Source organism: Armatimonas sp. (assembly GCF_043757465.1).
Lineage (GTDB): Bacteria > Armatimonadota > Armatimonadia > Armatimonadales > Armatimonadaceae > Armatimonas.
The window spans coordinates 1-22,380 of sequence record NZ_JAYVPL010000084.1; the positions used below are offsets into that span (position 1 = coordinate 1).

The window sequence follows — 22,380 nt, forward strand, 5'->3', positions numbered from 1 at the left end:
GGGGAATGGCGGGTTTTGATCCAGGCATGGGGCATCCTCCGATCGAGATAAGATGCCTTGATTATGACATGAAATTCTGCTTCAATGTAGGGGGAGAAAGTTTATGCCGGGTTGTACTAGTGCAGCCGCCGGGTGGGCGTGATGATCGTAGCATCGGCAAGAAGCAGAAGTTCGCGGGCGTCGCCAATCAGATCGAGCGCTGCTATAGGTGGTACCGCCAGAAGCAGGAGGCAAACTCCAACACTGAGGACTGGCTCCGTAAAGTCATGGTCGAGACTACCTGCCCGGACTGCCAGGGAGTGCGGCTCCGGCGCTCCCGAACCCAGATCAAGTTTGGTGGGACGGATATTCACGTGCTAAGCAGCCTCACCCTCGCCGATGCCGCCACGTTTCTGGCCGCGCTCCCTCCGCCCGTGCGCAACCCCGAGGCGGCGCGACAGATCCTTCAGGCGATTCTCTCGCAGCTTGAATTGCTTTGTGATATTGGGCTGGACTACTTATCGCTCTCACGGCGCTCGGGGACGCTCTCGGGCGGTGAGTCCCAGCGGATTCGGCTCTCAGCGCAGATCGCCAGTGAGCTGATGGGGATGCTCTATGTTCTCGACGAACCCTCGATTGGATTGCACCCAAAAGACAACGCAAAACTGATTTCCACGCTCCGAAGACTGCGCGATATCGGTAACACCGTGATCGTGGTGGAGCACGACACCGACACGATCCGTGCCGCCGACCATATTTTAGAGATCGGGCCGGGACCGGGGATTCATGGCGGCGAGGTGGTGGCAAGCGGCAGCATTTCTGAGCTCTGCGCGAATCCCAACTCACTCACGGGGGCGTTTCTCTCCGGGCGGCGTGAGATCGCGCTGCCAACCAAGCGCCGCGTAATCGGTACCGACTTTCTCACTCTCACCGGGGCGCGGGAGAACAATCTCAAAAATCTTACGGTGCGCTTCCCACTCGGGGTGTTTATCGCGGTTACTGGAGCATCGGGCTCGGGCAAGTCCACGCTCATCAACGATATTCTTCACAAGCGGCTCTACAACAAAAAGTACGACTCACGGGTGCTCGCTGGGGCGCACGACTCTCTGGAGGGCATCGAGAAAATCGGGGACGTGATTGAGATTGATCAAAGCCCCATTGGCCGCTCACCGCGCTCCAATCCCGCGACCTATGTCGGCTTCTACGACGACATCCGCCAGCTCTTTGCCGCCACACCGCTCTCTCTTGAGCGCGGCTACACCGCATCGCGCTTTAGTTTCAATGTGAAAGGCGGCCGCTGCGAGGAGTGCGGCGGTGAGGGGACGATCACCACAAAGCTGAACTTCATGCCCGATGTGGAAGCGCCCTGCTACGCCTGTAAAGGTAGCCGCTACAACGCTGAGACGCTGGAAGTTCTGTATCACGGAAAGACCATCGCCGATGTGCTGGCGCTGAGTATCGAAGACGGTGCGGTGTTCTTTGAGAGCCATAAAAAGATCGCCCACAAGCTCCGCGTTCTGGCTGACCTTGGCCTCGGCTACGTCACGCTTGGTCACCCCGCACCCATTCTCTCGGGCGGCGAGGCGCAGCGCGTGAAGCTCGCCACTGAGCTGGCGAAGATCAAGCGCGGTGCGAAGAACCTCTACATCCTTGATGAGCCCACCACCGGCCTGCACTTGGCCGACATTCAGCGGCTGTTGGACTGTCTCAATCGCCTCGTAGACTCTGGCAATACCGTGCTCGTCATCGAGCACCACTTAGATGTCATCAAGTGCGCCGACTGGGTGCTAGACCTCGGCCCCGATGGCGGCAAGCACGGCGGCGAGCTGGTAGTGGAAGGCACCCCGGAGACAGTCGCCGCGTGTGCCGAGTCGCACACCGGTAAGTTTCTCGCGGAGTTGCTTTGAGTCAGTCCAAATACTCGCGCTGGCTGTAGAGCCGCTGTTGCGCAGGTGGTGTCACTTCCCCCATGCCTTCAAGGGATGAGATCGCAGCTTGCGCCGGGCTCTTGTGGGACTTGGTAGACGCCGTTTTCGACGCGTGTGGGGTGGACAAAGTGCGCTTTGAGGTGGGGGATGTGCTCCAGAAAGACGGGTTCCTGACCGAGCACAATCGCGTTGAAGAGCACGAGATGCTGGTGGAGCTGGCCCATATCCCCGACATGCGGGACGATGGGTTTCCCGAATTGTTTTGCGAGTAGGCTCACGGCCAGAAACTCGCTCACGCCCGCGAGGCGCACGGCATCGGCTTGGACAAAGGCTAGAGCGCCGGCTTGTAGGTAGTTTTTGAAGACGATCCGATTCGGGAAGTGCTCGCCGGAGGCAATCTTACCGGGCACGATCTGCGTGTTGAGCCTCTGGTGCGCAAGAAGATCATCGGGGTGGGTGGGCTCCTCGATCCAGAGCGGATCTAGCGGTGCGAGAGCGCGGCACGCTGCCTCGGCCTCAGGCAGGCTCCACTTTTGGTTGGCATCGAGCATCAGGCTCGCCGAGTCGCCAATCGCCTCGCGCACCAGCGTGGCACGGCGCAGGTCGCGGGTGAAGTCATCGGAGCCCACTTTCAGCTTCAGCGCCGTGAAGCCCGCCCCGAGGCTCTTCTTGATGTTCTGGGTAAGTCTCGCATCGTCGTAGCCCAGCCAGCCCGCCGACGTATCATAGCCCGGGTAGCCGTTGGTGAGGAAATGGGTTTGCGTGTGCGGCTGGCGTAGCAGTGTAAGAGCTTGCGCAGGCGTGAGCGCATCGTCGAGGTAGCTCAGGTCCAGCGTCGCAAGAAGCGCTTCGGGCGAGAGGTCGAGTAAGAGTTTCCAGAGCGGGATGCCGCGTGACTTGGCCCAGAGATCCCAGCAGGCATTGTTGAGCGCCGCCAGTGCAAGCTGCACGACTCCCTTGTGTGGCCCGAGCCAGCGTAGCTGCGGATGATCGGCGAGGCGACGCTGAATAGTCCCAAGCTGCGCCATCAGCGCCTCGATCTCTTGCCCGATCAGCGGCTCCGAAAGCATCTGGATCGCCTGACAGACCAGCTCGTTGCCACCGCCCAGTGTGAAGGCGAGGCCCGTGCCGGTGATGCCCCGATCCGTGTGAAGCAGCGCCGTGGCGTAGCTGTAGACCGGGTTGGTGTGCAGGGAGTCGGTGCCCGCTCCCCCTGAGAGAGGGAAGCGGGCATCACGGATGGAGAGACTAGTGAGGGTCACAAGAGAGGCTACTGCTTCTCGATGTAGAAACCCTCGCGGGCATCCCAGGCAGCGCGCTTGCGCTCCCAGGGATCCACGGCAATGGGGCTCAGGCAGATACGGACGTTTTTGAACCCAATGGGGTAGGTCATACTTCCTGCATCACGCAGGGTCAGACCGATCTGCGGCCAGTTGACCCAGCCCGTTGTCCCGAGCTTTGCAATCGTGTCGCCTTCCGAGGCACTGTCACCGGCATTGGGCACCACGGAGTTTTTCTGCAAGCTGCTGAGCAAGACCGACAGGCCGCCTCCCACATTGAGCTGGAGGAAGTTTGCGCTCGTTGCAGAGGACGGATTGGAGAATGGGTTGATATCAGTTAAGGCTTCCGTGAGAGTTGCGATGCTGCCACTGGCGGGAGCGATAATATTCAGGTTCCAGCCGTAGTAGTTGGAGTTCGTGACACTATTTTCAGGGTTGCTCAGAATCCCAGACTCGTTGCGCTTATCCAGCACAACCGACCAGGCACCGATACTGGTTCCTACACCACTGTTGCCCTGACCGTTGGAGTCGCTGAAGCCTCCCTGGCTGATGTACCAGCGTCCATCGGCGGGAACACGCAGGTTGATCGGGGCAGTGCCAGGCATGGGTAGCGGGGGATCAAGAAGAAAAGGAGTCGCCTGGATAAGGTAGGTGCCTGTCACGGCACCACGGTCAATGAGCACCACGGGGCTGACGGTGGAGTCAACGGTCTTGGCAACCAGACGAACCAGGGGACGCGGGTTGTCCAGCGCATTGGCTAGGTTCGCCGGGAGCAAGGTCTTGAGGACGGCGTAGGGCAGACGCGCCTCGATCACCGTGCCGTACTTGACGAACTGGGGAGCCAGGTCGAACTCGCCGGTGACAATGGGGTCGCCGACATTGGCAATGTAGCGAATCTGGGTCTTCTTCCCATCGGCGCTGAACCCGATCTCAAAGTCGGTGGCCTGGTAGGTATTGGCGATATCAAAGCCTGCCCAGTAGGTCTTGGCTGCACTTGTGGAGGGAGCTGCCGCTGTACGAATGCGAACATAGAACGAGTCGCGGGTGGCGACCAGACTGGTAGAGAGAATATTGCGCGTCGCATCGCTCACGGAGTCGCCCGTGTCCGCGTAGGACGGGATCTTATTCCAGTCCGCGTCGTTGCCATCAATGACGATTTTTGCTGTCTCATCCACGACATTCTCGACCTGGATAAACGTGTTATAGTCCGGGTCGCTGGTGCCCACGCGGTTGTTAACCGCGCAGGTCGCGCTCTTACCCGACTCCGAGTCGCGGGCGGTGACCGTGGTGGTGCCGCTGTTTACCCCCGGGCGAAAAGTCGCAAGCCCTTTGTCGTAGGTGATAGAGAGGGCGGAGGGGTTCGTGCTGAGCCACTGCCAAGAACCCGCCACAAGAACAATATTGCCGTCACTATCGTAAGGGGTTGCTACCACAAGTAGCTCGCGCCCCGGTTTAATATCCGCAGTGGTTTGGCTCAGGGTGATGTGGTCAATGGTGCTGTCTAGCCGGAGACTCTGGGTGATGGTACTACCACTGGGGACATCGAGCGAGACTGCCCCACGTGCCTGTGGTGTGCCATCTGCGCTCGTGCCGGGGTGGGCACTCACATTAAACGTGTGGCGGATCGGATCCAGGTTATTGAACTCGATATGCGTCTCCAAGACATCGCCCGTGGGGCGCGTAATCACCCGCCGCTCGACTTGAGCTCCGTTTGGATCGGTGACAAGGATCAGCAGACTATTGGCCGCCTGTGGAATCAGACGGGTTGTGTCCGAGCTGCGCGGGGGCCACTTGATATTGAAAGCGGCACTTCCTCGTGTGACAGGGGCGGACGGGCCACCTGGCGTCCCCGGAGAGACGGAACTGCCGCCACAGCCACTCAGGCCGATCAACGCTAGCGCGGAGATACCTGTTGCAAGAAACGACTTCTTCATGATGCTTCCTTACTGGATATCCAGGATCACGCCGCCCAAAGGGGTGATCGTCAGAGGTGTCGGGGCACTCGTGAACCCGTTCACACTAACGGTGAGCTGAACCGTGCCCGCGGAGAGTCCGGTAACAATATCGTTGCCGCTGACATCTTGTCCAAACTGCAGGGAACTTGCTGCACCCGAGGCGACTTGGTAGCGGAATGAGCCTGGTGTGACGGCAACAATCGAGTTATTGCTGTCACGTGGGCTGACGATCAGTGTAGTGGTACGGCGCACGAAGATATTGCTACTTCCCAGCGCCAGTGTCACCGTTTTAATCGTCCCCTCCGTAGTGTAGGTGCCCAGTCCGCTGCCATCGGGAAGGAGTGTCGCGGTGCCCTGTGCCACCCCGACCACCGCACCTTGACCATCGGGTTGTGCATAGAAAGTGATAGTAACGGTCTTGGGGCCGACACGGGTGAACTCGGTGCTGGTGTAGCTCTGGGTGTAGGCCGCCAGGTTGAGCGTGTCGCGGTTCACTAAAAACGAGAGCGTCCCCTGTGGGCGCGGATCCCCGACCGTGATCCGCGCAGAGAGGGCGGAGGTCAGGCCGCCGGTAGCACGGCTACGTGCGCCCCAGCTAAGACTGGCCGTCACACGACCCTGACGTGGCTCGGGAGCAGAGAGCGCGAGCTGCCCCTGGAGATTGGTCTCTGCCTCTCGTGCTGTCACCGTGCCCGTGCCGTCGAGATCGCCCTGCTTGACGGTGGCAGCGCTCCCATTAGGGGTCAGTGTTAGGATCTGAGGACTATCTGTACTCCATGTCCAGCGACTCGGGGCCGTGAGAACGACATTACCATCTATGTTAAGCGCCGTTGCCAGAACCTCACTAGTGCTGGTGTTGGTCAGGCTTGGCTGGGCAGTGGTGACAATCACACTGGTGATACTGGAGGCGAGCAGGATGGTCTTTTCGGTGGTGACACGCTCCGCAATCACCAGTCGGAAGCCTGCTGCGGCCTGGGGAACCCCTGAGCCATTGTTGGTCGGATAGGCGCTGATTACCACGCTCAAACCCTCCGCGGGCAGGTTGGGAATATCTAATGTGGAGAGATTGCTGCCTGAGGGACGGCTGATGACCTGCTGAAAGATTGGCTCAATACCCTGCTTGACGATGACCCTCACGGACTGCGATGCCACGGGTACCGATCCCGAGGGAGGCTGTGTCCAGTCAACCGTGAATCGCGCCGCGCCGCGCCCAACGACGGGAGCAGGGCTTGGGGTCGGGGTCGCCCCAAAGGGTGTTGCTGTGGGACTGGTTGGGCCCACGAGAGGGTCATTGCCACTACCGCATCCTAGGGGGAGCAAGGTTGTACTTACTACGGCTCCATAAAGGCTCAGGATCAAAAAACGTTTTTTAGATAATCGCATGGGTCTCCGTCCTTAAATTTTAAGACGCTATCCAGATAACACTATAGTATAAAGTGAGAGCCAAGGCTACGTCAAGGGAGAGCCTCTCTGAGAACCCGCTCCAGAAACTCACGGTTACGTCGTGCACTGGCTGTGGTTTCGTGGAGTGTGCCCGTGTGGCAGCACTCCACCATCACGGGGCCAGAGAAACCACCCTCAGCGAGTGCCTCGAAAACGGTGCGGAAGTCCACTTTCCCCTCGCCAAACTCAAGCATCACATCGCCGCGCAGAGTCGCGCAGTCTTTGGCACAAAACCCGCTGGTACGCACCGCCACACACCGCGCTTCAGCAACCGGGTCTTTGTCGGTGTAGTGGATAATATTGCCGGCATCGAACCAGAGCGAGACATTGGGGTGCGCGATCTGATCGAAGCAATGCTCAATCTCATCCGCCGCCGCTGTACAACCACCGTGGGGCTTGAAAACGACTTGGATTCCGTGCGCCTCGGCCTGCGTGGCAGCAAAACGTGTGGCGGCGTACCAGCGGGCAAACTGTGGCTCGTGATCCGCCCCAAATGTCATTAAGTAGCGCACACCCAGCGCCTTCGCGCTCTCGACCTGTCGTGCGAGACTCGCAAATGCCTCGTCCTCGGTGGCATTGTGATCTACATGCAAGCAGGCCAGATTCGCCGCTAGTCCATGCGCCGCCAGCCTCTCCTGAATTGCCGCCGTGTCCATGCCATCCAATGCCAGCGAGATATCCGCCACTCCGCCGAGTAGACCCACGACCGGGTAACCCGCGGCTGCGATCCCGGCCAGCGCCTCCTCGAACGAAAACTTTCCCCAGGGGCGCACAAACGCCCCAATCTGCCACAGTGCTTCCATGAGGGAATTATACCGAGTTTGCCCAGTAGCATTGGACGAACTCGGTATAATCCCTCCATGCGGCGCTTCTTTTATGGCTGGGTGGTGCTTCTTGTGGCGGCTCTGGCGATGGTGGGAACTCTGCCAGGGCGCACGCAAGGGCTTGGGCTGATTACGGAACCCTTGCTCAAGGACTTCGGGCTGGGGCGGGTGGCCTACGCGGATCTCAATCTCTGGGCGACTCTGATCGGCTCGCTCTTTTGCCTGGGAATCGGCTCGCTGCTCGACAAGCTCGGGAGCCGCTCCGTGCTCACGGGGATTGCGCTTCTGCTGGGAGCAAGCGTGATCGCGATGGGGCAGTCCACGCAGACCATGCAGCTCTTTGTTTTTCTTGTTCTCATTCGTGGACTGGGCCAGAGTGCACTCTCGGTGGTGAGCCTGGCAATGGTGGGACAGTGGTTCAAGACCGGTCTGGAGCGCGCGATGGCGCTCTACACGGTCGTGATGACCATGGGCTTCATGGCCGCGTTTCCGGGAGTGGGCGCGGTGATCGAGAAAAGCGGCTGGCGGGTTGCCTGGTCCGGAATCGGCTGGGCGTTGGTGTTCGTACTGGCTCCCCTGGCGCTACTTCTGGTGCGCCGCGCTCCCCGTGAGCACGATGCGCAGGAGAATCCTATCCCTGAGAGTGGTAGGACTCTCCGGGAAGCTCTGCGTACTCCCTCGTTCTGGGTGATGGGGCTCTCCAGCGCACTCTACGCCCTGATCGCCTCGGGGATCGGGCTCTTTAATGAGTCGGTGCTCAAGGAACTTGGCTTCGCCGCTGGTGTCTACCACACGACCCTTGCTGTTACGGCTCTGACTGGGCTAATCGGCAACTTTCTGGGGGGCTTTCTTACCACCAAGCTACCGCTAAACCGGCTGATGGCAGTTGCGATGCTGCTCCTCACACTGGGCCTCGCGGCGCTGCCTTTTGCGCATTCCCTGGGGCTGGTGATGGGAATCTCTGTACTGCTTGGGGTAGCCGGAGGCTTTGTGATGGTGCTGTTCTTCTCGTTCTGGGCGCACGCCTTCGGACGGGCGCACCTCGGCAAGATCCAGGGGGCGGCACAGCTGCTCACGGTTCTCGCCTCCGCGCTTGGCCCCGTGCTCCTCGCCGGCGTGTATGCGCGCACGGGGTCCTATGCCAGCATCTTCTTTCTATTGGCCGGAATTGTCGGTGTCCTCGGAGTGCTGTGCGGGGTGACCAAGACTGCTCGATGGAATTAGTCGAAGTTGAGGTTCGCCTTTTGCCAGTCGTCGGTGAACTTGGCGAGGCCTAGATCCGTGAGCGGGTGCTTGTAGAGAAGCTCAGTGTGTACACCCCCTTCACGAAGCTGGAGGGGTCGGCGGTGGTGCCGCCGGGGGAGGTTAATACACAGTCTCTTAGTTCGCTGTGTCAATCTCGCCCCGAGGAACGCGCCCAGAGGGCACCCGGTCTTATTGTCGCTTCGCGACACGAAGGGCGTCCCGCCCATGCCGAGTACCGAGTAAGCTCGGTATGGCCCGAAGTGGCCTTTGTGTCCGAAGCATGAGGACAATAAGACGCCCCCGTTCATGGGGGCGATCACACGGTATAATCCCCCCATGACTCGCACCTCACTCTTTGCCGTCACGGCTCTGACGGTTCTCTCTGCTTCTCTGACGGCTCCCGCCCACGCCGCACTCACCGTAGGCCGCTTGCGCTGTGAGTACAAGACCAACCCTCTGGCAATAGATCTCGCCAAGCCGCGGCTCTCCTGGATCGTGGAGAGCCGCGAGAAAGGCCAGAAGCAGACGGCGTACCAGATTATGGTCGGAACCGCGGCGGGCAAGGCCGATCTCTGGGACACGGGCAAAGTGCTCTCCGACGAAACGATCCAGATTCCCTACGGCGGGCAGGCACTAGAGAGTAGCCAGCAGGCGTTCTGGCAGGTAAAAGCCTGGGATGCAAAAGGCAAGAGCAGTGTCAGCGCCACGGCGCACTGGACCAAGGGGCTTGGCGCAAACGACTGGAAAGCGCAGTGGATTCAGGCCGCGCAGGCCAAAGTTGCTTCGGTGCTTCCGCCTCTCACCCTTGAGGGGGCGAGCTGGATCTGGCTTGCCAGCGACCCGGAGACACCCCCCGTGGGTAAGCGCAGCTTCCGTGTGCAGTTCGATGCACCCGCCGGAGCCAGTGCCCGGATCGCGCTGACGGCGGACAATAGCTACGCGGTGGCGGTGAACGGGAAAAACTTAGCCGTTGCCAAGGGCAGCGACTGGAAAGTCTACAACACCTACGATCTGAAAGATTTATTGGTGGTGGGCGCGAACAATGTCGTCGTCACTGTCACCAACGAGGGCGATGCCCCGAATCCCGCCGGGCTCATCGCCAAGCTGGTAGTCAATGGCCGCAGCTACCCAACCAATATAGATTGGACAGCAAGCAAAGATAGGCGGAACTGGGAGCAGGTGCGCATTCTGGGGGCGGCGGGGATGGCGCCGTGGGGTAAGGCGGAGCCAGGCGGGAGTGGCAACAACGCCATGACCCCGCCGCCGCACTTTCGCAATACCTTTAGAGTTGAGAAGCCCGTTAAGCGCGCCCTGCTCTACGCCACCGCGCTCGGGGTTTATGAGCTGGGCCTCAATGGCAAGCCCGTTAGCGACGATGTATTCTCGCCGGGCTGGACGGAGTACAAGAAGCGGGTTCACTACCTGACCTACGATGTGACTAAGCAGCTTACGGTGGGGGCAAACGAGCTACAAGCCCAGCTAGGCGACGGCTGGTACGCGAGCTACTTAGCGTTCACCGGGCGGCGGCGCTACTACGACGGTGATCCTCGGCTGAAGCTCCAGCTCAATATCGAGTACACCGATGGCACCACCGCCACCGTTGGCACGGGGGCAGACTGGCAGTGGGCCTACGGGCAGATTCTCACCTCGGACATGCTGATGGGCGAGGAGGTGGACACACGCAAGATAGCCACCGACTGGAAACCTGTGCAGACCCTCACCAACCTGCCGATTGCGGTTGAGACGCACCCCGGCGAGCCGATTCGGCCCGCTGCGCGGATTCCTGCCCTCGCCCGCACCATGACCAAACCCGGTGTCTATGTCTATAATATCGGCCAGAACCTCACGGGCTGGGCAAAGATCACGGTCAGCGGCAAGCCGGGGCAGACTGTCACCGTGCGCCATGCCGAGCGCCTGAATCCCGACGGCACGGCGTACTTTACGAACCTGCGCGCGGCAAAAGCCACGGATACCTATATCTTAAAAGGCGGCACTCAGACTCTGGAGCCCAAGTTCACGTTTCATGGCTTTCAGTATGTCGAGATCACGGGCCTCGACACGCCGCCCGCTCCCAAAGATGTGGTGGGGGTCGCCGTGCACTCCACGATGGCCGACACCCTCACATTTGACTCGGACAACAAGCTCCTAAACAAGCTCACGGACAATATTGACTGGGGCTTCCGGGGCAACGCGCTCGATGTTCCCACCGACTGTCCCCAGCGCGATGAGCGTGCGGGCTGGACGGGCGATGCGCAGGTCTTTGCGAAAACCGCGATGCTGAACCGTGACACCGCTGCTTTCTTCACCAAGTGGCTGGTGGACTTGATCGAGGACGGCCAAGGCCCCGATGGTGCCCTCCCCGATGTGGCGCCGTATCTCTCGATGGTGGGCAGGGGCAATGCGGCGTGGGAAGACTCCGGCGTGGTGGTTACCTACCGCATGTACGAGATGTACCAGGACACCCAGGCCATTCGGACGCACTGGGCCGGGCTGACACGCTACATGGAGCATCTGAATAAAGTCGCCCCCGACGGCATTCGCGGGGTCGGCTCCTACGGCGACTGGCTGCTACTCGATGCACCCCAGCAGTCCGCTGTCCATGGTACGGCATATTATTTCTACTGCGCCAAGCTCATGGCCACGATGGCCGATGCCATCGGCAAGCCTGATGAGGCGAAGACCTACCGTGCCCTCGCCGAGAAAGTAAAAGCCGCCTTCAACGAGAAGTTTGTTGGGCCAAATGGCGAAGTCACGGACAAGGGCAAGGCCTCCCAGACGTTCTACGCGCTGGCGCTGGGCTGGGACATGCTCCCCAAAGAGAAGCGAGCCGGAGCGCAAAAGCAGCTTGAAGCGCTACTGGCGGCCAGGAAAAATCACCTAGCCACGGGCTTTATCGGCACGCCCGTCCTCCTTTTCGCACTAGATAGCGTCGGGCGCACCGATCTTGCCAATCAGCTCGTCCTCAACGACGACTACCCGTCGTGGCTCTACCAAGTCAAGCTCGGCTCGACCACGATGTGGGAGCGCTGGGACGGCTGGACTCCCGAGAAAGGTTTCCAGAGCCCGGGGATGAACAGCTTCAACCACTACTGGCTCGGCTGCGTGAGTGAGTGGCTCACCACGGGCCTTGTGGGGATCGACACCGACGGGCCGGGCTGGAAGAAATTGATTATTAAGCCGCGCTTTAACACCGCCCTCAATCACGCCAGTGCTAGCTACGACTCGATCCGTGGAAAAGTGTCGGCAAGCTGGAAGAAAAACGGTGGCAGCGCCGCGGTCAATGTCACCATCCCCGCCAACACCACCGCAAGGCTAGAGCTCCCAGGCAAGACCGAGAATCTTACCAGCGGCACCTACACATTCACCGTGAAGCTGCCTTAGCCCACACGGAAATCGCGTGGACGGTAACCGTCCACGCGATTTGCATTTTTCTACAGCTTCTTCAGCAAAAGAGCGCAGATGTCGCTGTCGCGGAACATGCCGTCGGTGCGGAGGGCGTAGGCGCAGTGCATCTCCAGAACGCCGCCCTCGAAGGTCATCTGCATCTGGGCAGTGTCCTTGACATTCTTGAGCTTGATGAGCGTCAGGCCGTCGCGGACGGCCTCTTTGCCCATCAGTCCCATGGTCAAAAACCTCCTTAAATCCCTTGGCAGTATCATAAGTATGTCGTGATTATACGATGCCTTGTATAATGGCGCTCAGGAACCATGAGCGAGATCGTTATTTGTAGTGTTGGGGTGAGCAAGGCCTTTGGCGGCGTCACGGTACTGGAGAATGCCTCCGTGGCCTTGCATGCGGGCGAGCTGCACGCACTGGTTGGGGAGAACGGGGCGGGCAAGTCCACGCTCGCTAAGGTCTTCGCCGGAGTGCATGCGCCGACGGCGGGGCATCTGGAGCTAAATGGCAAGCAGGTGCACTTTTCTGGCACGCGCGACGCGGCGGCGCACGGCGTGGCACTGATCCCACAGGAGCCGCAGACGTTTCCGGATCTGAGCGTGGCGGAGAATATCTTCATCGGACGGCAGCCAGGTACAAAAGCCCTGGTGAGCTGGAAGGCGATGAACGACGAGGCCAAGCGACTACTCGAAACTCTGGGAGTCTCGCTCGATCCCAAAGCGCCTGTGCGTGGCCTCTCCGTAGCGGATCGGCAGATGATCGAGCTGGCAGCGGCGCTCTCGCTGAACGCAAAAGTGCTGATCTTCGATGAGACCACGGCCTCACTGACTCCCGGCGAAGTGGCACGGCTTGCGGAGATTATCGCCCGTCTCAAGGCTGAGGGCTGCGCACTGGCGTTTATCGGGCACCGGATGGAGGAAGTCTTCTCCCTCTGCGAGCGCATCTCCGTCCTGCGCGACGGTAAAGTCGTTGAGGCGGACTTGCCCATTGGTCAGACCAGTGTTCCGGACACACTCCGCAAGATGGTCGGGCGGGAAATGACCAGCCAACCCCCTAGCCCCCGCCGGACGGGGGAACAACAAAGTAGCATACTGCTTGAAGCCCGAAATCTTACGCGGCGCAGGAAGTTCACGGATATCTCACTCACGGTGCATGCCGGTGAGATCGTCGGGCTGGCCGGGCTGGTGGGCGCGGGGCGCACGGAAGTGGCTCGGGCGCTGTTCGGGCTCTTGCCGCTGGACGAGGGCAAGATTTTGGTCAAGGGCGAGCGAGTGTTGATAAAGAATCCTAGCGATGCGATGCGGCACGGCCTCGCGCTGGTGCCCGAGGATCGGCAGCACCAGGGAGCCTTGTTGCCCTGGAGTATCTGGCAGAACGCGAGCTTGGCCAGCCTTCGAGGCACCTGGATCGCGCCGGGAAAAGAGCGGGAGCTGGCACAGAGCTGGCGTGAGAGCTTCGAGGTGCGCTGCCAGAATGTCGAACAGAGTCTGGGGGAGCTTTCGGGAGGGAACCAGCAAAAAGTTGTCTTATCAAAGTGGCTGGCGACGAACCCGAAAGTATTGATTTTAGATGAACCCACGCGCGGTGTAGATGTGGGGGCAAAAGCGCTGATCCACGACGAAATTCAAAAGCTTACACGGGAAGGGCTTGGGGTCCTACTGATCTCCTCGGATCTGCCTGAAGTTCTCGCCCTCGCCGATAGAGTGCTGGTCATGCGTGAGGGCAAGCTCGTGCGTGAGCTGAGCCGTGAGGAAGCCAACCCCGAGAGCGTTATTGCCGCCGCGACGGGGGCGGGGGCATAATGCAAAAATCCCCGTGGTCTTCATGCAAGCTTCATAAATTTCTTGTTTCATAAGCGCATGGGACGAATCAATGGGGTATTGCTTGTGCTGGTTTGCTGCCTGTGGAGCATCGCTGCCCACGCGCATCCGGGGGGGCATGAGCATGATGCGGCACCCGAGATGCTGCGTATCTGGCACAACCAGGCGACAGGCCGGACAGTGACGGGCGCGTTCTCGCACGTACGAAAAGACACGGTCTATGTACAGGGGAAGCTGGGGCTGACGGCGATTCCGTTGAGCCAGCTCGCGCCCAGTGACAAGCGCTTTGCCCAAGGGATCAGTGCCCGAATTCACCAGCTCAACGCGAGCTTGCTTGCGGAAGTGACAGAATCGCAGCAAGCCAGTATAAGTGCTAAGCGTCCGGCGGCAGCGGTGGCCTTTGAGGCGTTTGCACCCAAGGTCAAAACGCGCTGGGACGAGCGCTATCTCTACGTGGAGTCCGATGGCTTGCCCGATCATCCGATGATGGTGGGGATCACGAGCTGGCAGCAGCAAGTACCAATGCCCCAGAGCTACACGGGAGCCAATGCCTGGCGCATTCCGCTCAAACCCGTGCCTGCCGCCAACCCGCTCTCCGCGAAGACACATTTTTTCCGGGGCGCGATCGCGCTGGCTGCCAATGGAATTCCGATCTTCAATGCGCTGAATAATCGTGGCGCGGACTCGTTTCTGATTGGGGAGCTGGATGAGTTTGGGGGGCACTGTGGCCGCGCCGATGACTACCACTACCATATCGCGCCGGTCGGCTTGCAGAAAACCGTCGGCCCGGACAGGCCCATCGGCTACGCGCTGGATGGCTATCCCCTCTATGGTTTGTTGGAGCCGGGGGGCAAGCCGGTCGGTAAGCTCGATACCTTCAATGGCCACGAGACTACTGCGCTGGGCTACCACTACCACTCGACCAATATCTATCCTTATCTCAATGGCGGCTTTCACGGCGAGGTGACGGAACTTGATGGGCAAGTGGATCCGCAGCCGCGTGCCCAGAGTGTCCGCCCCGATACCCCGCCGCTACGTGGTGCGAAGATCACGGACTTTGCGCGAACTAAGCCCGGGGCGTACTCGCTGACCTACACGATCCAGGGCTTGACGTGCAAGATCAACTACCGGTTGGAAGCCGATGGCAGCTACACTTTTGACTACATCAACCCCGAAGGTAAGGCGGTGACAATTAACTATCCGACACGCCAGCGTGGCGGCGGCCAAGGCGGAGGACGAGGTGGTCCTGGCGGTGGCGGGCAAGCTGTTCCGGAGATCATCCCCGCCAAGCCCGGTGACTTTCAGCTCACGAGCTCTGTTGTGGTGAACGGTGGGAGCCTACCCGTGGACTACACCTGTGATGGGAGTAGTAGCTCGCCGCCGGTGGCGTGGAAGAGTGCGCCCGCCGGAACCAAAGCTTTTGCCGTGATCATGCACCATTACCCTCCCGGCGAGACTGAGGAGCCGCATGTCTACTGGGTGATCTACAATATCCCTGTGGCCACCAAGACGATTCCCCTAAACGATAGAGCGATCGGGGAGCGGGGAGTCAATACGGTCAATCGGCGTGCACAGTACGCGCCCCCCTGCTCACAGGGGCCGGGGAAGAAGTGGTACATCCTGACCGTCTACGCCCTCTCCGATGAAGTAAAGCCAGACTCCAGCGCAAGTCGAGGCGTGACACGCGATGCGCTCTTGGTCGCGATGAAGGGCAAGGTTCTGGCCACCTCAGTACTCAATGTCTCCTACGAAAGGAAGTTACAAAACCCATGAAAAAATACGCTCCCTATCTTGTTGGTGCCCTGGTTGGTGCCGCGGCGCTGGCGATTGCGCAGCCGCCGCGACGCGGCGGGCAGCCTGGGATTATCAAGCCCGAGATGTCCGACACGATCCAGGCCAATGTCTACGCCGACAACTGGTTTGCCCTGTACATCAATGGCAAGCTGGTCGCGGTTGATCCCATTGACTTTCTTCCCCACAACGTGGTGAACCTGAGTATCCTGCCCGAGTACCCGATGACGATTGCAGTGATCGCCAAGGACAACGCCGATCCCAAGATGGGTTTAGAGTACGGCGATCATGTGGGCGATGGTGGCTTCGCGATGAAGTTCAGTGATGGCACAGTGACGGACGCAAAGTGGAAAGTCAAGACGATTTTCTCCGGCCCGCCCGTGAAAAATGAGCCTATCCCCGCGGGCTGGTTTCTGCCCGGCTTCGACGACAGCAAGTGGGCTAGTGCCACCGAGTACACCAACGAGCGCGTCAACCCCAAGAAACCCTACTACGACTACAACTTTGAGGGCGCAAAGTTTATCTGGAGCCGCGATCTAGACTTAGACAACACGATTCTGCTGCGCACCAAGATCGAGAAGCCCGGCTGGAAGCCCCGCTGGACCACCAAACCCGATCTGGATACCAGTGGCGCTCCGCTGCGCTAAACGAGCTTGCCGTGCCAGAAGTGGATTTGCTTTCGCTTCCAGGTGTAGGTAACCGCGAGCTCGTTCTTGCCGACGGGGATAATCGCGGGGTAGGAGAACTCCATCTTGGGCTCGGTCTCGATGTCACTAAAGTGGGGCCAGGTCACGCCGTTGTCAAACGAGAGGGCGAGGCGAAGCGGCGTGCGTGCGGCCCAGTTTCCGACTACGGGGTTGTGGGCGAGGGCCAGCGTGCCGTCGGGGAGGCGGGCGAGATCAATGCCGCTGTTGTTGTTGGGCAGTTTCGAGTCGTAGACGGGCTTCCAGGTGCGTCCGTTGTCGTCGGAGTCCGTGCGGGGGCAGTAGCCGCACGACGAGCGCAGGAGGGTGTGGATCTTGCCCGGCGCGGACTCCCAGAGCGTTGCCTGAATAATCCCGTGTTTCTCCCCGAGCGCGGTGCGGTCTAGATTTGCCGTGCGCTGCCAGGTCTTGCCCTTATCGGCGGAGCGGTCGAAAAATGCCTCCCACGTGCCTTGTTCGCTCGATGCACCCGCCAGGAGCGTGCCATCCGCAAGCAAGATTGGCTTGTTTTTTACCGGCCCACGCCCGCCGGTATCGTCGCCGGGGATCAGCTCACGGGGCGTACTCCAGGTCTTGCCCGAGTCTCTTGAGGTGATCGTCCAGGTCTTCCAGTGCGGAATGGTCGGCCCGGCTTTGAACCAGAGATGGAGCACTTTATCCGGTCCGTAGAACAGCACGGGGTTCCAGTGTGCGGTCTCATCAATCTTTGCCACTCTGACCGGCGCACTCCAGGCGCTCTTGCTCCCCAGAGTTTTGTGCGAGAGCCAGATCCCGACATCGGGGTGCTTCTCCTTGGTGCCGCCAAACCAGGCCGCCACGAGGGTCTTGCCACACAGCGCCACGGTGGAGGCGTGGCACTCGGGGAAGGGAGCATCGGTGTAGATCGGCTCGTGGTTTATCGTTTCGAGTTTCATGCCGTTATTGTACGCGAAAAACCCACGCCCGGCGCCGCAAATCTAGCAGGGTGATGGCAAGCGCAGCCGGCCACCAAGCCAGCGGAAAGACTGCCAGCAGGATCGCAAAGACCAGGCAGTTGGTGGCAAACGAGCCCAGCGCATCCCAGCCGCGCCGCGCTGTAAAGAGCAAACCCATGAGCTGGAGCATGCTGATAGTGAGGACGGGAAGTGTGCCTACACTCACCACACCCGCCAGCCAGCCCGAGAGCGCGATGGTGAGCCAGGCCAGCCGCCAGCCAGAATGCAGCTCGGGGCGGCAGTCAAAGGGTGTGGGGGGCGGCTCGCACCCGGCGATCTGGCGGCGGTTGTAGGAGATCAGGCGGTAGAGTGGCCAGATCGTGGCCTTGAGCCAGTCCTGGCGCAGAACGGGCTTTAGCCATGCTGCCTTATGCCCCACGAGCACAAAGAGTGAGTCCAGCCCATAGATGACCTCTCCTGTAACGCGATCTACGAGGGGAATGGCCAGCCGAGCACGCCGTATGTCCAGCTTACCAAACGCCTCCGGGCACTGCTCAGGAGCCTTCCCAAACGCCACGCGCCCCGCCCGTGGGAGCACACCGAGTCGTACAAAGCCCTCGGTGTAGAGCTGACACAGCGGGCAGCTATCGTCGTAGAGAATCACTTTGTTCGCAAGCATGGTAACCTCAGTTCTAAATATGAACGCGTTCATATTTAGGATATCGGCGATTGTGTGGCTTGTCAAGCCTCCCTCGGCTCGCTAGGGCTGGCCACTTGGGCGCCCTCTGGGCACGGCTTCGCGACGGAAGGCGATTCGAGTATCCTGGATATTTTTGTCTTAGAGTTTCACCCAGCACATCCGAGCCCGACTTGCCAACTCTCGCCCGAAGAACTCTGCTTTTTTATAAGCCTCCTTACCTGCATCAGTTGTCGGTGGATCTTCGGGTACTTCAGGCAACCCTTTTATGTTGGCGTGGGTCGGTTTATCAGGAATGATATCAAGTGTGGGCGAAACATCCATCACATCTGTAACTGCGATGACACAGATACCACGAAGGTTTTTCCAGTTATTTTGCTCATTATTCACCACTTGTTGCTCTGTCCTAAGATTTGCGAGTGTTACTGAAAGACCAGCCACATCGCGTAGTTCTCCCGTATCTTGTCTTGGCCCCCGTCGCATAAATGCAGCAGGCGTTGGACGCTGTCCTGCTATCATCCGAGCATTAGTTAAAGGGCGATAAAGAAGAGTCTTATCAGGGAGTGGATATGAAGGTGTCATCTGCAGAAGGGGATAAAAGCCATGGTAACCATTGTGTGAAAACAGCGTTGCTGGTGAGTGGAACTACATCGTATTCGGCGTTTTGGCCTGTTCCTTCCTGGTGGTAGAGGTAGTCACGGATTGGGTCGGAGGCATGTATAGCGAGGCTAAGTTGTTTTTGACCACACACCCATTCAACACGTAGTCCTCCATCACCATCTGGATAGAGTGTGCCTTGTGGGAGTATATTTTGGACTTCTAGCAAACTGATGATACGCTCTTTGGCTCTTTCTGTGGGAGATAAGCACTCCTCATCAAAATTATTTTCATCATGAAGCAAAATCAATAACTGTTGGATAAGGTCTTGTTTTGCGGAAGCCGATTGATATCTGGGAGCAAAAGTCTGATACATTCGGCGTGGCAGACCCACACCTGTAACCTGCTTTGGTTCTGCTGTTTTAGCAGGAGTAAACTGACTCCAGACGATAGCTGGTATTGGTGATTGAGTTGTCATGATTTTTCCGCCGTTGGTTCAAGTGAGGCTTCACAAATATCAGTAATGCTGGCACGGAACAGATCATTTTTTCGCTGCCGTAGTTTTCCAAGAGATTCCCAAAGAAGAGCTTCGTTATTTGGATCCATAAGGAGTCCTTCCAGGAATATATCTATGTCTAGTATAACCGAGAGTGTATCTTCAGATGATCGGGGCAACGACCCAAAACTTAGAATTGCCATGCCTTCAATATCGGTTTGAGGCAACATCAACTGTAAAGAGAAAGCGTCCAGAACTTGCTGAAGCGGCATTTGTCCGTTTCTGAAATTGCCAGGCATGATAGTGAAATAAGCACCATAATTGAAGTTTTCTGGTACCAGAGGGAAATTGAACTGGTTGACATATCGCAAGGCTACACGGGTAATTTTTTGTGGTTGCCAGACATCCCGATAACGCTCCCAAAAAACTTGAGCGTGAGCCACAAAGTCCTCCCATTCATTATAGGGAGGAAGCAGGCTGAAGACAAAACCCTCACGTTGTACCTGTACCACTTGACTCTGCTCAGCGTACTCGTAGCGGAATCCTCCCAGCACAGGGCCAACTTGTGGGGCGAGAGCGTTTGGCCCAAGGCTGATTTGAATACGTTGTTCAGCAGCAATTTCCTCGCGTTTGGTGAAGGGTATGCTGAGGCCAGAGAAGACTGATACCAACTCAGATGCAGATGCTTCGGAGCGTGGTACTACTCGAATATCGAGGATCGCTTCTACAATGGGGGCCTTTCCGTATTTCATGTTCACTCAGGAGTATACCAAATTCGTGGCGCGAATCCGCGAATCATGTGTGACGGTGAGATTACCCTTGGTGGCGCTCCAGCCTTCGGGGTGTTTTTCGGCGTGGTAGAGTTCCATTAAGTGGCAGCGACTCTCCCAGTCTGGGTCGGGGCGGAAGGGGACATCGGGGGATTCTTCAAACTGGACATAGCCCCACCACTCCGGGCGGTGCATGTCTATGGCCCACTGGGGGCTCCAGACCCAGTTGTACTCGGGCGTGCTGGGGATTTTCTGGTACGGCGCGGGCACTTTTCCTGAGTTATCCACAGGCAAAGTCGAGTTATCCACAGGGTAGGGAAAGTTATCCACAGGCTCGATGTCCCACTCGACGCGCGAGAAGTTCACCCGCCACTGCTGCCCTACTTCGGGGCAATCGCCGCCTTGGAGGGTCTTGAGGCCGCTCCAGGGCAGTGCGAGCTCCAGAGTCCAGCCATGATCACGATCTCGGGCATCATTCAGGGTGCCAAAGACTTTCACGGCGGTCTTGATGCCCTCGATCTCCCACTCATTGAGCGCGGGGCCCCCATCGCGGTAGGGCTTGGGGAGGCGCAGATCCCACGTGGTATTGAGGGCATTCATCTCAAACTCGCCGTAGTCGTGGTTGTCGCCGTCGGGGTCGAGGAATATCTCAAAGTCGTTGTCGTAGAAGATCACGGAGTCGTGCTCCGTGAGTGTGGCCCAGATATCGGGCTCTTCCAGCTCGGCGGCGATATAAAAAAACGTGTTATCCCAGAGCATCTTCATCCGGGTGCGAAAGCGCGGTGCGGGCCGAGTCTCGCCCTCGATATCGAGAAAATCCTCGCTCCAGGGCGCGGCCTGCCAGACGGGCTTTGTCAGATCGCCATCAATCACAATCGGCTCGCTGGCGCGGGCGCAGACATAGCCTTTGGGGTGGGGATACGGCATGAGGGCTACTATTTCAGAGCCTTGAGCGCCGCGACCACGCATGGATCCGTGGCCTCCTCTTTTGTCGGAGCCGCGCTGGTAACTTCGACATCGGGCTTAATGGGGTTTTTCTCTAAGCGAACACCGCGCGGGGTGATGTAGTCGCTGAGAGGAAGCTGGACTTCGAAGCCCGTGGGTAGAGGAAAGAAGATTGAGGTCAGCACCGCACCCGCTGAGGGAAGCCCCACGAGCTTGGAGCCGCGCTCCTCGCGTAGCACCGACGAGACAATCTCGCTGGCGCTGGCCGAGCCACGGTTGATGAGCACGATGACTTTCCCTTTGTAGGGAGCAATCTTGCGTGCGGTGGTCTTGCGGGTCGGGCCTTTCCACTTGGCCACTTCAACCGGATCGGTGCCCTCCTTGCCGGTCTTTTCTTTGTACTCCGCCGCCATCTCCCGGGTGACACTGCTGCCGGTGGGAGTGCCCGGAGGGAGGAGCAGCGAGAGAAGGTGCGCGGAGTTATTGACCAGCCCACCGCCGTTGCTGCGCAGATCAACGATGAGTGCTTTCGCTTTGGCTGCCTGCGCAAAGAGTTCCTCGACCTCGGGCTGGTTGTAGCCCTGAGTGAAGCTCGGGAGCGTGAAACGGGCGACCCCTGGTGCGGGCCAGGTGAGCGTCGGTTTGCGGACAAGGGAGTAGGGCTTGCGCAGAAGCATGACATGCTTCTGTGCGCCATCTGCTTTGCGCTTGATAGTCAGAAGGCTGGTCTCACGGCCCTCTTGGTCAACACTTGTGGGATTTGTGATTGGCTGGCCTTCGACTTCGAGGATCACATCGCCTACCGAGAGCCCGATTCCGGCGGCGTGGCTGCCTGGAGCGAGGGTGGAGACCGTCAAGCCATCGGCGCTCGGGAGCATCGCCAGGCCGAAGCCGGTCGCTTGGCCGGTGCGCCGCTGCTGGGCGCTGGCTGGAGTCATGAGCCGAATATGACTGATGCCAAAGTCCCGCAGGGCTAGATTAACCGTGTTGGAGAAGGCGCGCATGTCCTCGGCCTTATCCAGCTCGGGGCGGCGTTTCTCCAGCGCGGTGGGGAGCTTACTGAAGTCTACGCCGGGCACAAAGGCGCGGCGGGCGATGGCCTGCTGGAGCGTCTCCAACGTTTTGGTTTTGGCCTCCGCGGTGAGTGGCTGTGCAAACGTGGCAGCAGGAAGAAGCGCAAGGGAAAGAAGAGCGGCAGTAAAAATAGGATTTCTCATAGCACCTGTATTGTAGCATCAGTCCAGTCTGCGTAGTGTGGGAAGGAAAGTAATACTCCCACTGCCAGCAAGGCTATCAGTCCTACTCCTAGTAGAAAAATGGTCGCTGGACCCAGAGACGACGTGGGCCAGCCGACCAATGCGAAGCCGAGCGACAGGAGCGCGAACGAGGCGGCGGAGCCCAGGCTGAAGATACGTCTGCGCTGCCCCCCAAAAACTGGTCCAGTGAATGAGTTGGTATCCTGACAAGAGGCGGCTTGCCCGCCTCGGGAGAACCAACCGTGAAACAAGGTCAATACAACGACCAACAGATACTCGCCATCCTACAGCAGGCAGAGCGAGCAGAGAAGACAATCGCTGAAATATGCCAGGAGCATAA

At 59.2% G+C, this 22,380-nt stretch carries 19 protein-coding genes; 6 read left to right on the forward strand and 13 right to left on the reverse strand.

Annotated elements, in window-relative coordinates; genetic code table 11:
- A partial coding sequence (gene uvrA / locus ACH2ED_RS11240) for an excinuclease ABC subunit UvrA (protein WP_395091063.1) occupies positions 1–1,886 on the forward strand: 1,886 nt, incomplete at its 5' end.
- 68 nt (positions 1,887–1,954) lie between these two features.
- Here the strand turns inward: uvrA and ACH2ED_RS11245 are convergent.
- The 4 genes from ACH2ED_RS11245 to ACH2ED_RS11260 all read right to left on the reverse strand — a co-directional run bounded on the left by ACH2ED_RS11245 (position 1,955) and on the right by ACH2ED_RS11260 (position 7,388).
- Positions 1,955–3,169 (reverse strand): enolase C-terminal domain-like protein, encoded by a 1,215-nt coding sequence (locus ACH2ED_RS11245; protein WP_395091065.1) that lies wholly within the window; start codon positions 3,167–3,169, stop codon positions 1,955–1,957.
- Positions 3,170–3,177: 8 nt separating this feature from the next.
- Positions 3,178–5,121: a hypothetical protein gene (locus ACH2ED_RS11250; RefSeq protein WP_395091067.1), complete on the reverse strand. Its 1,944-nt coding sequence runs from the start codon at positions 5,119–5,121 to the stop codon at positions 3,178–3,180.
- A 9-nt stretch (positions 5,122–5,130) separates the two neighbouring features.
- A complete protein-coding gene (locus tag ACH2ED_RS11255; protein WP_395091069.1) occupies positions 5,131–6,423 on the reverse strand; it encodes a hypothetical protein in 1,293 nt (430 codons plus the stop codon).
- A 173-nt stretch (positions 6,424–6,596) separates the two neighbouring features.
- Positions 6,597–7,388: a sugar phosphate isomerase/epimerase family protein gene (locus ACH2ED_RS11260; RefSeq protein WP_395091071.1), complete on the reverse strand. Its 792-nt coding sequence runs from the start codon at positions 7,386–7,388 to the stop codon at positions 6,597–6,599.
- A gap of 57 nt (positions 7,389–7,445) precedes the next feature.
- On the opposite strand from ACH2ED_RS11260, the gene ACH2ED_RS11265 reads away from it, so the two are divergent.
- Positions 7,446–8,633 (forward strand): CynX/NimT family MFS transporter, encoded by a 1,188-nt coding sequence (locus ACH2ED_RS11265; RefSeq protein ID WP_395091073.1) that lies wholly within the window; start codon positions 7,446–7,448, stop codon positions 8,631–8,633.
- Here the strand turns inward: ACH2ED_RS11265 and ACH2ED_RS11270 are convergent.
- The gene (locus ACH2ED_RS11270; protein ID WP_395091075.1) at positions 8,630–8,806 is read right to left on the reverse strand and encodes a hypothetical protein; all 177 of its coding nucleotides are present in this window, start codon (positions 8,804–8,806) and stop codon (positions 8,630–8,632) included. The two genes, ACH2ED_RS11265 and ACH2ED_RS11270, sit on opposite strands and share 4 nt — an antisense overlap.
- Before the next feature lie 184 nt (positions 8,807–8,990).
- On the opposite strand from ACH2ED_RS11270, the gene ACH2ED_RS11275 reads away from it, so the two are divergent.
- Positions 8,991–12,035, forward strand: coding sequence for a family 78 glycoside hydrolase catalytic domain (locus ACH2ED_RS11275; RefSeq protein ID WP_395091077.1), 3,045 nt, complete (start codon positions 8,991–8,993; stop codon positions 12,033–12,035).
- 50 nt (positions 12,036–12,085) lie between these two features.
- On the opposite strand, the gene ACH2ED_RS11280 is transcribed toward ACH2ED_RS11275, so the two are convergent.
- On the reverse strand, positions 12,086–12,277 hold the full coding sequence (locus ACH2ED_RS11280) for a hypothetical protein (protein WP_395091078.1): 192 nt from the start codon (positions 12,275–12,277) through the stop codon (positions 12,086–12,088).
- An 84-nt stretch (positions 12,278–12,361) separates the two neighbouring features.
- Here ACH2ED_RS11280 and ACH2ED_RS11285 point away from each other — a divergent pair, with 84 nt between their 5' ends.
- From ACH2ED_RS11285 to ACH2ED_RS11295, 3 genes are read left to right on the forward strand one after another with little or no spacing between them, the layout of a single operon-like run.
- Positions 12,362–13,852, forward strand: coding sequence for a sugar ABC transporter ATP-binding protein (locus ACH2ED_RS11285; RefSeq protein ID WP_395091080.1), 1,491 nt, complete (start codon positions 12,362–12,364; stop codon positions 13,850–13,852).
- Between the two features lie 57 nt (positions 13,853–13,909).
- Positions 13,910–15,643: a YHYH protein gene (locus tag ACH2ED_RS11290; RefSeq protein ID WP_395091081.1), complete on the forward strand. Its 1,734-nt coding sequence runs from the start codon at positions 13,910–13,912 to the stop codon at positions 15,641–15,643.
- Entirely contained in the window at positions 15,640–16,308 is a 669-nt protein-coding gene (locus ACH2ED_RS11295) for a hypothetical protein (RefSeq protein WP_395091083.1), read from the forward strand. The genes ACH2ED_RS11290 and ACH2ED_RS11295 overlap by 4 nt, the downstream gene beginning before the upstream one ends.
- Here ACH2ED_RS11295 and ACH2ED_RS11300 read toward each other — a convergent pair.
- From ACH2ED_RS11300 to ACH2ED_RS11330, 7 genes are all read right to left on the reverse strand, one after another.
- Entirely contained in the window at positions 16,305–17,279 is a 975-nt protein-coding gene (locus tag ACH2ED_RS11300) for an exo-alpha-sialidase (protein ID WP_395091084.1), read from the reverse strand. The two genes, ACH2ED_RS11295 and ACH2ED_RS11300, sit on opposite strands and share 4 nt — an antisense overlap.
- Before the next feature lie 4 nt (positions 17,280–17,283).
- A complete protein-coding gene (locus tag ACH2ED_RS11305) occupies positions 17,284–17,958 on the reverse strand; it encodes a hypothetical protein (protein ID WP_395091085.1) in 675 nt (224 codons plus the stop codon).
- A 159-nt stretch (positions 17,959–18,117) separates the two neighbouring features.
- Complete coding sequence (locus ACH2ED_RS11310; RefSeq protein WP_395091087.1) at positions 18,118–18,495, reverse strand: hypothetical protein; 378 nt, start codon at positions 18,493–18,495, stop codon at positions 18,118–18,120.
- Positions 18,496–18,532: 37 nt separating this feature from the next.
- On the reverse strand, positions 18,533–19,051 hold the full coding sequence (locus ACH2ED_RS11315; RefSeq protein ID WP_395091088.1) for a hypothetical protein: 519 nt from the start codon (positions 19,049–19,051) through the stop codon (positions 18,533–18,535).
- Complete coding sequence (locus ACH2ED_RS11320; protein ID WP_395091090.1) at positions 19,048–19,821, reverse strand: TIGR04255 family protein; 774 nt, start codon at positions 19,819–19,821, stop codon at positions 19,048–19,050. The genes ACH2ED_RS11315 and ACH2ED_RS11320 overlap by 4 nt, the downstream gene beginning before the upstream one ends.
- A gap of 6 nt (positions 19,822–19,827) precedes the next feature.
- On the reverse strand, positions 19,828–20,766 hold the full coding sequence (locus ACH2ED_RS11325; protein WP_395091092.1) for a carbohydrate-binding family 9-like protein: 939 nt from the start codon (positions 20,764–20,766) through the stop codon (positions 19,828–19,830).
- A gap of 8 nt (positions 20,767–20,774) precedes the next feature.
- Entirely contained in the window at positions 20,775–22,001 is a 1,227-nt protein-coding gene (locus ACH2ED_RS11330; protein WP_395091094.1) for a S41 family peptidase, read from the reverse strand.
- Positions 22,002–22,380 lie beyond the last annotated feature (379 nt).

Excerpts from the sequence above, each read along its gene's own strand:
- ACH2ED_RS11250 (WP_395091067.1), bottom strand. The coding sequence starts at position 5,121 with ATGAAGAAGTCGTTTCTTGCAACAGGTATCTCCGCGCTAGCGTTGATC.
- ACH2ED_RS11260 (WP_395091071.1), bottom strand. The coding sequence starts at position 7,388 with ATGGAAGCACTGTGGCAGATTGGGGCGTTTGTGCGCCCCTGGGGAAAG.
- ACH2ED_RS11265 (WP_395091073.1), top strand. The coding sequence starts at position 7,446 with ATGCGGCGCTTCTTTTATGGCTGGGTGGTGCTTCTTGTGGCGGCTCTG.
- ACH2ED_RS11275 (WP_395091077.1), top strand. The coding sequence starts at position 8,991 with ATGACTCGCACCTCACTCTTTGCCGTCACGGCTCTGACGGTTCTCTCT.
- ACH2ED_RS11280 (WP_395091078.1), bottom strand. The coding sequence starts at position 12,277 with ATGGGACTGATGGGCAAAGAGGCCGTCCGCGACGGCCTGACGCTCATC.
- ACH2ED_RS11285 (WP_395091080.1), top strand. The coding sequence starts at position 12,362 with ATGAGCGAGATCGTTATTTGTAGTGTTGGGGTGAGCAAGGCCTTTGGC.
- ACH2ED_RS11290 (WP_395091081.1), top strand. The coding sequence starts at position 13,910 with ATGGGACGAATCAATGGGGTATTGCTTGTGCTGGTTTGCTGCCTGTGG.
- ACH2ED_RS11295 (WP_395091083.1), top strand. The coding sequence starts at position 15,640 with ATGAAAAAATACGCTCCCTATCTTGTTGGTGCCCTGGTTGGTGCCGCG.
- ACH2ED_RS11300 (WP_395091084.1), bottom strand. The coding sequence starts at position 17,279 with ATGAAACTCGAAACGATAAACCACGAGCCGATCTACACCGATGCTCCC.
- ACH2ED_RS11305 (WP_395091085.1), bottom strand. The coding sequence starts at position 17,958 with ATGCTTGCGAACAAAGTGATTCTCTACGACGATAGCTGCCCGCTGTGT.
- ACH2ED_RS11310 (WP_395091087.1), bottom strand. The coding sequence starts at position 18,495 with ATGATAGCAGGACAGCGTCCAACGCCTGCTGCATTTATGCGACGGGGG.
- ACH2ED_RS11315 (WP_395091088.1), bottom strand. The coding sequence starts at position 19,051 with ATGACAACTCAATCACCAATACCAGCTATCGTCTGGAGTCAGTTTACT.
- ACH2ED_RS11320 (WP_395091090.1), bottom strand. The coding sequence starts at position 19,821 with ATGAAATACGGAAAGGCCCCCATTGTAGAAGCGATCCTCGATATTCGA.
- ACH2ED_RS11325 (WP_395091092.1), bottom strand. The coding sequence starts at position 20,766 with ATGCCGTATCCCCACCCCAAAGGCTATGTCTGCGCCCGCGCCAGCGAG.
- ACH2ED_RS11330 (WP_395091094.1), bottom strand. The coding sequence starts at position 22,001 with ATGAGAAATCCTATTTTTACTGCCGCTCTTCTTTCCCTTGCGCTTCTT.